The 7,939-nt window shown below is 39.3% G+C and carries 1 protein-coding gene and 2 pseudogenes; all 3 read left to right on the forward strand.

Going from position 1 to position 7,939, the window contains the following annotated elements; translation table 11 throughout:
* A pseudogene (locus GMD3S_RS0210190) lies at positions 1 to 283 on the forward strand (phosphate ABC transporter ATPase); the annotation flags it as partial.
* A gap of 167 nt (positions 284 to 450) precedes the next feature.
* Positions 451 to 7,557: an SIALI-17 repeat-containing surface protein gene (locus tag GMD3S_RS0210195; protein ID WP_001042479.1), complete on the forward strand. Its 7,107-nt coding sequence runs from the start codon at positions 451 to 453 to the stop codon at positions 7,555 to 7,557.
* Positions 7,558 to 7,796: 239 nt separating this feature from the next.
* Positions 7,797 to 7,939: pseudogene (locus GMD3S_RS0210200) on the forward strand (phosphate ABC transporter ATPase); the annotation flags it as partial.

Below are 7,939 nucleotides of genomic sequence, written 5' to 3' on the forward strand. Positions count from 1 at the left end.
GTTTATTCCTGGAGTAAGTTTTCATTTTATCTATACAGATTTGATTAAAGTTCCTGGTTATATTTTTGATGGTTACCATGTTGCAAAAGTTAAGGACATGCTTAATTTATTAAGTGAGTTGTATATTTGCATTATTCCAACTCATAATAAGAGCCGATTTGAAAATATTATTCCAAGTCGATTACTAGATAGGGTGCATTATCTTGACTATGCTGGAGAAGACTTAGAAGAGTGGACTAAGAAAGTCTATCAAGTTGTTTTAAAACAATCAGATAAAGGATAGTTGAGGAAAAACGATGAAAGTGATTGCAATTTTAGGTGTATTTTGATATATTTAATATATAAAATATATTATCGAACTTGGTACTTGTTTGTGTATTCAGAAGGAGGTTATTTTTTAAAATAAAGTAAACGCTTACTTTGTATCAAGAAAAAGAAATGAGGATTTTAATGAACAAAAGACTTTTTGATAAACGTTGTCATTATAGCATTCGTAAATTTGCAATAGGTGCAGCATCTGTAATGATTGGGGCCAGTATATTTGGTATTTCAGCTGTACAAGCTGAGGAGGTGGCTTCATCCAATACTCAAACAGAAGAAACAACTGTTCATCAAGCTCAGCCTTTAGATAAGCTTCCCGATGATGTGGCAGCTGCAATCGCAAAGGCTGATGAGAATGGTGGGCGTGAGTTTGTAAAACCAAAAGCTGATTCGACAGAAGACAAAGTGACTAAGGATACGGAACCTACTAGACCTGCTAATGAGGGTAGTCATGAATTGGCTAGACCTAAAGTGGAAACTCCAAACAAAGAAGAAGGAAACAAAGCTGAGAACAAACAGAAACCTGAAGAGACAAATCCAAAGCCTATTGAATCTGCAGCAACAGCTGGAACAGAACTGAAAGAGGATTCTAAAAAAACTTCCGGAAACGACCAGGTAAAAGCAGATACAGAGAGCAAACCTTCTTCTGAAAAAACGCAAGCGCTTTCTAAAGAGCCAAGTAAAGCGGATGTTGAAAAAGAGAAGCAGCTATTATCGGAGCGAAAACAAGATTTTAATAAAGATTGGTATTTTAAACTAAATGCCCAAGGAGATTTTTCAAAAAAAGATGTGGATGTTCATGATTGGTCTAAATTGAATCTTCCTCATGATTGGAGTATTTATTTTGACTTCGATCACAAGTCTCCCGCACGTAATGAAGGTGGCCAGTTAAATGGTGGAACAGCTTGGTATCGTAAGACTTTCACATTAAATGAAGCAGACAAGAATAAGGATGTTCGTATCAATTTTGATGGGGTTTACATGGATTCAAAGGTCTATGTAAATGGTAAATTTGTAGGACATTATCCAAGTGGCTATAATCATTTTTCATATGATATTACAGAATTTTTAAACAAGGATGGTAGTGAAAATTCAATTACTGTTCAAGTGACCAATAAGCAACCAAGCAGTCGTTGGTATTCAGGAAGTGGGATTTATCGTGATGTAACCCTTAGTTATCGTGATAAAGTCCATGTTGCCGAAAATGGTAATCATATCACTACTCCAAAACTTGCTGAGCAAAAAGAAGGGAATGTTGAAACACAGGTTCAAAGTAAGATTAAAAATACGGATAAGAAGGCTGCTAAAGTCTTTGTGGAACAACAAATTTTTACTAAGGAAGGTAAGGTTGTTTCAGAATTAGTGCGCTCTGAAACGAAGAATTTAGCAGAAAATGAAGTTGCAGATTTCAGACAAACAATCCTAGTTAATAAACCAACTCTTTGGACGACAAAAAGTTATCATCCTCAACTGTATGTGCTGAAAACAAAGGTTTATAAAGAAGGTCAACTAGTTGATGTAACAGAAGATACATTTGGTTACCGCTATTTTAATTGGACTGCTAAGGATGGTTTCTCTCTGAATGGTGAACGCATGAAATTCCACGGAGTAAGTATTCACCATGACAATGGAGCCTTGGGTGCAGAAGAGAATTATAAGGCTACTTATCGTAAATTAAAACTCTTGAAAGATATGGGGGTTAACTCTATTCGAACAACCCACAATCCAGCTAGTCCTCAGTTGCTTGATGCTGCGGCTAGTTTAGGTCTTTTGGTTCAAGAGGAAGCCTTTGATACCTGGTATGGTGGCAAGAAGACTTACGACTATGGACGGTTCTTTGATCAAGATGCAACCCATCCTGAAGCTAAAAAGGGTGAGAAGTGGTCTGATTTTGATCTTAGAACAATGGTAGAACGTGATAAGAACAATCCGTCTATCGTCATGTGGTCTCTTGGAAATGAGGTAGAAGAGGCAAATGGTAGTCCTCGTTCTATCGAAACTGCTAAGCGTCTGAAGGCAGTTATCAAAGCGATTGATACTGAACGTTATGTCACCATGGGTGAAAACAAATTTAGTCGTGCAGCGACAGGTGATTTTTTGAAACTTGCAGAAATCATGGATGCTGTGGGGATGAACTATGGTGAACGTTTTTATGATGCGGTTCGTAGTGCTCATCCAGACTGGCTCATTTATGGTTCTGAAACTTCTTCAGCTACTAGAACGCGTGATTCTTATTACAATCCTGCTCAAATCCTTGGACATGATAACCGTCCAAATCGTCACTATGAACAATCTGACTATGGTAATGACCGTGTTGGATGGGGAAGAACAGCTACTGAATCATGGACTTTTGACCGTGATCGTGCTGGCTATGCTGGACAATTTATCTGGACAGGAATTGACTACATCGGTGAACCAACTCCATGGCATAACCAAGATAATACACCTGTAAAAAGTTCTTACTTTGGTATCATCGATACGGCTGGTTTACCGAAGAATGATTTTTACCTTTACCGTAGTGAATGGTATAGTGCTAAAGAAAAGCCAACTGTTCGCATTTTACCACATTGGAACTGGACTGAAGAGACCCTTAAGGATCGTAAGATGCTGGTTGATGGAAAGGTTCCGGTTCGTACCTTCTCAAATGCTGCAAGCGTTGAATTGTTCTTAAATGGAGAGTCACTTGGTAAAAAGGAATTTACTAAGAAAAGGACAGAAGATGGACGTCCATATCATGAGGGGGCTAAACCAAGTGAATTGTATCTTGAGTGGCTTGTAAAATACAAACCAGGCACACTGACTGCGATTGCTCGAGATGAAAAAGGCAACGAAATTGCGCGTGATAGTGTGACAACTGCTGGGGAGCCAGCAAGGGTTCGTCTGACTAAAGAAGAGCATGTTATCACTGCAGATGGAAAAGACCTATCCTACATCCATTACGAAATTGTTGATAGCGAAGGGAATGTGGTTCCGACAGCGAATAATCTTGTTCATTTCAATCTTCATGGTCAGGGACAGATTGTTGGTGTGGATAATGGAGAACAAGCTAGTCGTGAGCGCTACAAAGCTCAAGCAGATGGAACATGGCAAAGACGTGCTTTCAATGGTAGAGGAGTTGTCATTGTAAAATCAACAGAAAAAGAAGGTAAATTTACTCTTTATGCAGATTCTGCTGGTTTGACATCTGATAGCGCAACGGTCGCAACGGTGTCTGGTAAGAAAGAAAATCGTCACTTTGTAGCCTTTGCTCCTGTAAAAGCAACAACTGATGTGACGACAAATCCTGAATTACCTCAAACAGTAACAGCTATTTATAGTGACGGTAGTGTTGAGGAAAAGACTGTAACTTGGGAAATGCCATCTGACTTGCTTACAAGCGCAGGTGAGAAAAAAGTATCTGGACGTGTAGAAGGTTTAGAAACTAAAGCTGAGGCACTTGTTAAAGTGATTGCTTTAGATAGATGGTTACCAAAAGTTGCTACAGTCCCAGTTGGAACGAATGCGGCTGATTTGGATAAAACGGTCACAGCTGTTCTGACAGATGGTAGCTTGATTGATACTGATGTTGTTTCTTGGACCTTGAAAGACCCTGCTGCTTTGAACAAGGAAGGTGGACGTACGGAGGCTACTGGTAAATTGGTAGATGACGACCGTGAAGTGACTGCAACCTTTATCGCAAGTAGTAAGGAAACAACAAGTAGCATTACAGGACTTACTGTTGGGGATAAAGCTCTTGAGAATTTTGAGTCTGGCAAGACCTATTACCGTGTATCCCTTCCTTACACTGCAACTATTCCAAGTGTTGGAGCTCAGACTACCGGATATCAAGTAACTGTTCAGCAAGCTTCTGCTGATAATGGTTATCAGGCTTCTCTCTTCTTGAGTGACCAAAAGGGTGACTTGGTTCAAACTTACTTAATTCAGTTTGTGAAGGAAGCTCCTGCTTTGAAACGTTTGGAAGTGGTTGTAGAAGGAAAAGAAACTGCCACTGAAGATCAAGTATTAACTTATCACGTCATTGGTCGTTATGAGGATGGTTCACAAACAGAGTTTTCGGCTTCAGATATTCACTTAGAAGCTAAATCATCTGATGGGGGACATCTTGAGGTGAATGGTCAGAATCTATTGCTCTATACTAAGGGAAGAGTGACTTTGACACCTCGAATCGATAATCAAACAGAGAAAACAGAATCTGTAACCACTGAAGTGGTGATTAAAGAAAATAAAGTCAGCAAGAAGATTGTGAAACTTCATCCTGTGTCTGTTTCTACAGATATCAATCAGCAACCGAATCTACCTAAAGAAGTTGGAGCAGAATTTGATAAGGGCTTGCCACGCAAAGTATCTGTAGCTTGGGATAAGGTAGATGAAAAAGAGTTGGGGCACTATCATAGCTTTACGCTTAAAGGACATGTGGAAGGCACAGATATTGAAGCTCAAGCGACTGTAACGGTTGAAGGATTGCAAGTTGCAGAGGAAATCAGTCTCACAGTACCTAAGGGTGAGACGGTTCAATTGCCAGCCAATGTCCGGGCTTACCATTCTAACGGAACAACTATCTACAAAGATGTTGTTTGGGATCAGGTTCCAGCCAACTTTAGTCAAACTGAAGGGGTCTATGAAATCAATGGTCGTTTAGTAGGTAGCAATCTGACAACTAAAGCTCATGTTCGAGTATCTAGTCAAGTGGTTGCTGGAAATAATATCTCTAAACAATGGACAGGTTCACAATTACCAGCTGCCATTGTATCCAATACAGGAGGAGATGACACAGCCAACACCTTGAACGATTTGACTGTATCAAGAACGCCATCAGATGCTAAAAATAGATGGACTACTTGGAGAACAAATACTGATAATGACTGGGCTTCTATCTTATTTGGTAATTCAGGAGACTTGACGAAGCGTTTTGTCAACAATTTGTCGGTTGATTTCTATACTGATGGAGCAATTGGTCTTCCAAAAGAATATGTAGTTGAATATTATGTAGGTAAAGAAATTCCAGATTTACCAAGTGATGTCAGTCATGCGCAACGAGATAGCAATCATCCATTTAATAATCCAGACAATTGGAAAGCAGTTGAAAACTTACATGCTCCAAGTCAGCTGTCTGCAACTCAAACCAATCACTTCACATTTGACAAGGTCGAAACCTACGCTGTTCGTATTCGAATGAAGAAAGCAGATGGAACATCAGGTGTTGGTCTGACAGAGCTAACTGTGCTTGGAAACAAGGTCTTAAGTGAAACAAGTTCAGAGATTTCTATCAAGGTAGATGGCAAGGATCTTGAACATTTTAATCCATCTAAGACAGATTACTATATTCCTCAATCTAGCAAAGAAATCACAGCAACAGCTAGCAATAATGGTTTGGTAACAGTTGTTCCTGCAACAAGTCCAAAAGGTGCAACACGTCTCATCTTGAAAGCAGAAGATGGTACGGTGTTGAAAGAATATCGAATTTTCCGCAATGATGAGAGAGAAACTAGTCAACCTCTTGCTGCAGAAAACAGTGCTAAAATCTTGAATGTTGGAGATGCTCTTCAACTTCCTTCAGAAGTCACTGTTTATTACCCAACTTCAACTACTTGGACTACAGATAAACTGGCAGTGAAATGGGATGCTATTCCTGAACATGCAACAGAGCATGAGGGAACATTTGAAATTACCGGTCATGTCATTGGTACAAATCTAACGACTAAAATGCAGGTGACAGTTGTTTCTAAAGGAAATCAAGTCATTTCAGAAAATCCAAGCAACAATGAAACGGATTCTAAAGCCTTTGCTTCGACAACGAACGATACACAAGCAGCTTCACATGATCGAATTTTCTATATCAATGATGGAAAATACAATGAAGATGGACGTTGGACAAACTGGTCTCGTACTCCGAAAAATGAAGAAACTTCTGTCGGACTACTCTTTAAGAAGGACGGTAAAATTGCCACCCAATCTATTGGAAAAGTAGCTATTCAGTTCTTTAAAGATAGTGGAACAGATGCCCCAGAGAAAATGGTTCTAGAAAGATATATTGGCCCTGCCTTTACAGAACCAAGTACGATTTCTCGTTATGAAGAAAATGCTGACCATCCATTCAACAAGGCAGAAAATTGGGCACCTATTCCTTACAAAGCTTCTGGAGAATTAGTAGCTGGTAAACCAATCGAGTTTAATTTTGATCCGGTTCAAACGACAGCAATTCGTGCTCGCATGACTCGTAAGGCTACTACCAATGGTCTTGCACTTGTAGAATTTACAGCCTACTCTGCAGGCAAGGGAGCAGAAGTGGAAGCACCATCAGCGACTATTTCGATTGACGGAAAAGCATTGGAAAACTTTGATCCAAATGTGACAGATTACACTCTAACAACAATGGGTTCAAAACCAAAAGTCACTGCAACAACTAGTGGACATGGAGTAGTTACAGTTGTGGATTCTGGAAATGCCAATCTTCCAACACTGGTTCGTCTTGTTTCCAAAGATGGAAATCTGGTGAAAGAATATCGTTTACACTTTAAGTCTACCTTCCAAACAACACCAACAGAAGGCGTTAAGAACTTAGTAGCAGAAACTCCAAGTTTGGAAATTGAAAAGACTCCGCTTCCGTTTAAAGAAGTTATTCGTGAAAACCCTGAACTTGCTCAAGGTCAACGTCGTATCGTTTCTGAAGGACAAGATGGAGAAAAAGTTGACTATATTCAAGTTTTGGGTACTACTAGAAGTCTTGTTCATTCTGAAGAAAGAAAGGCTCAGGATCGCATTGTTGAAGTAGGAGTGAAAGCATCTATTTCAAGTAGTAAAGGCGAGGAGCCTGCTCCAGTCAATGAAGTTCCAGAATTCAAAGGAGGTGCTAACTTTGTAGAAGCAGCAGTAAATGAAGTTCCAGAATACACAGGAATTCTAGCCACAGTAGGAGATCAAGCAGTACCAAGTGTTGAGAAACCTGAATTTAAGGGTGGCGTTAATGCTGTAATGGCTCTAGAACATAAACTTCCAGAGTACCGTGGTATTCTAGCTACAGTAGGTAATCAACCAGCACCGACAGTAGAAAAACCAGAGTTTAAACTAAGTTCGTTAGAAAAAGCTCAGACCCCAGAAACACCAGTTCAAGTTGCCAAGGAAGACAAGAGATTGCCAGAAACTGGTGAAAAACAGTCAGAAACAGCTGTTTTCTTGGCAGGTGTTACCTTGGCCTTGTCAGCAGCTTTATTAACTGCAAAACTCAAAGAAGATTAGTCTCAGCGTCTAATGACATCCTATTTGTAGATATTAGTCGATGATTAAAAATTGGTTTCTTTTTCAACTATTGTAAGTTGATGGCATCTAAAAACTGGAGAAGACAATCATGGTCTTCTCCAGTTTTATATAGGTGTAAGCAAGAGAGGTGAATTGTACCCCAAAAGTTAGACAGAAAAATAGTAATCCAAATTGCAAGGTGTGTACCTTTTTGTTGTATAATGGAGTGAGGTGATTAGATGATTTTAAAAATTTATAATGGAGAATATAGTTTACAATGGGATGGAATATACTACTTAGCACTAATTGATTATCCAAATATTCAAGAGTGGGAATTAGAAAAAATTGCTAAATTTATAGCTTACGAAAAACTTCATAAACG

The organism is Streptococcus sp. GMD3S (genome assembly GCF_000298695.2).
In the GTDB taxonomy this organism is placed as follows: domain Bacteria; phylum Bacillota; class Bacilli; order Lactobacillales; family Streptococcaceae; genus Streptococcus.

What these genes read in the sequence shown, in the direction of transcription:
- GMD3S_RS0210195 (WP_001042479.1), top strand. Translation starts at nt 451, where the DNA reads ATGAACAAAAGACTTTTTGATAAACGTTGTCATTATAGCATTCGTAAA.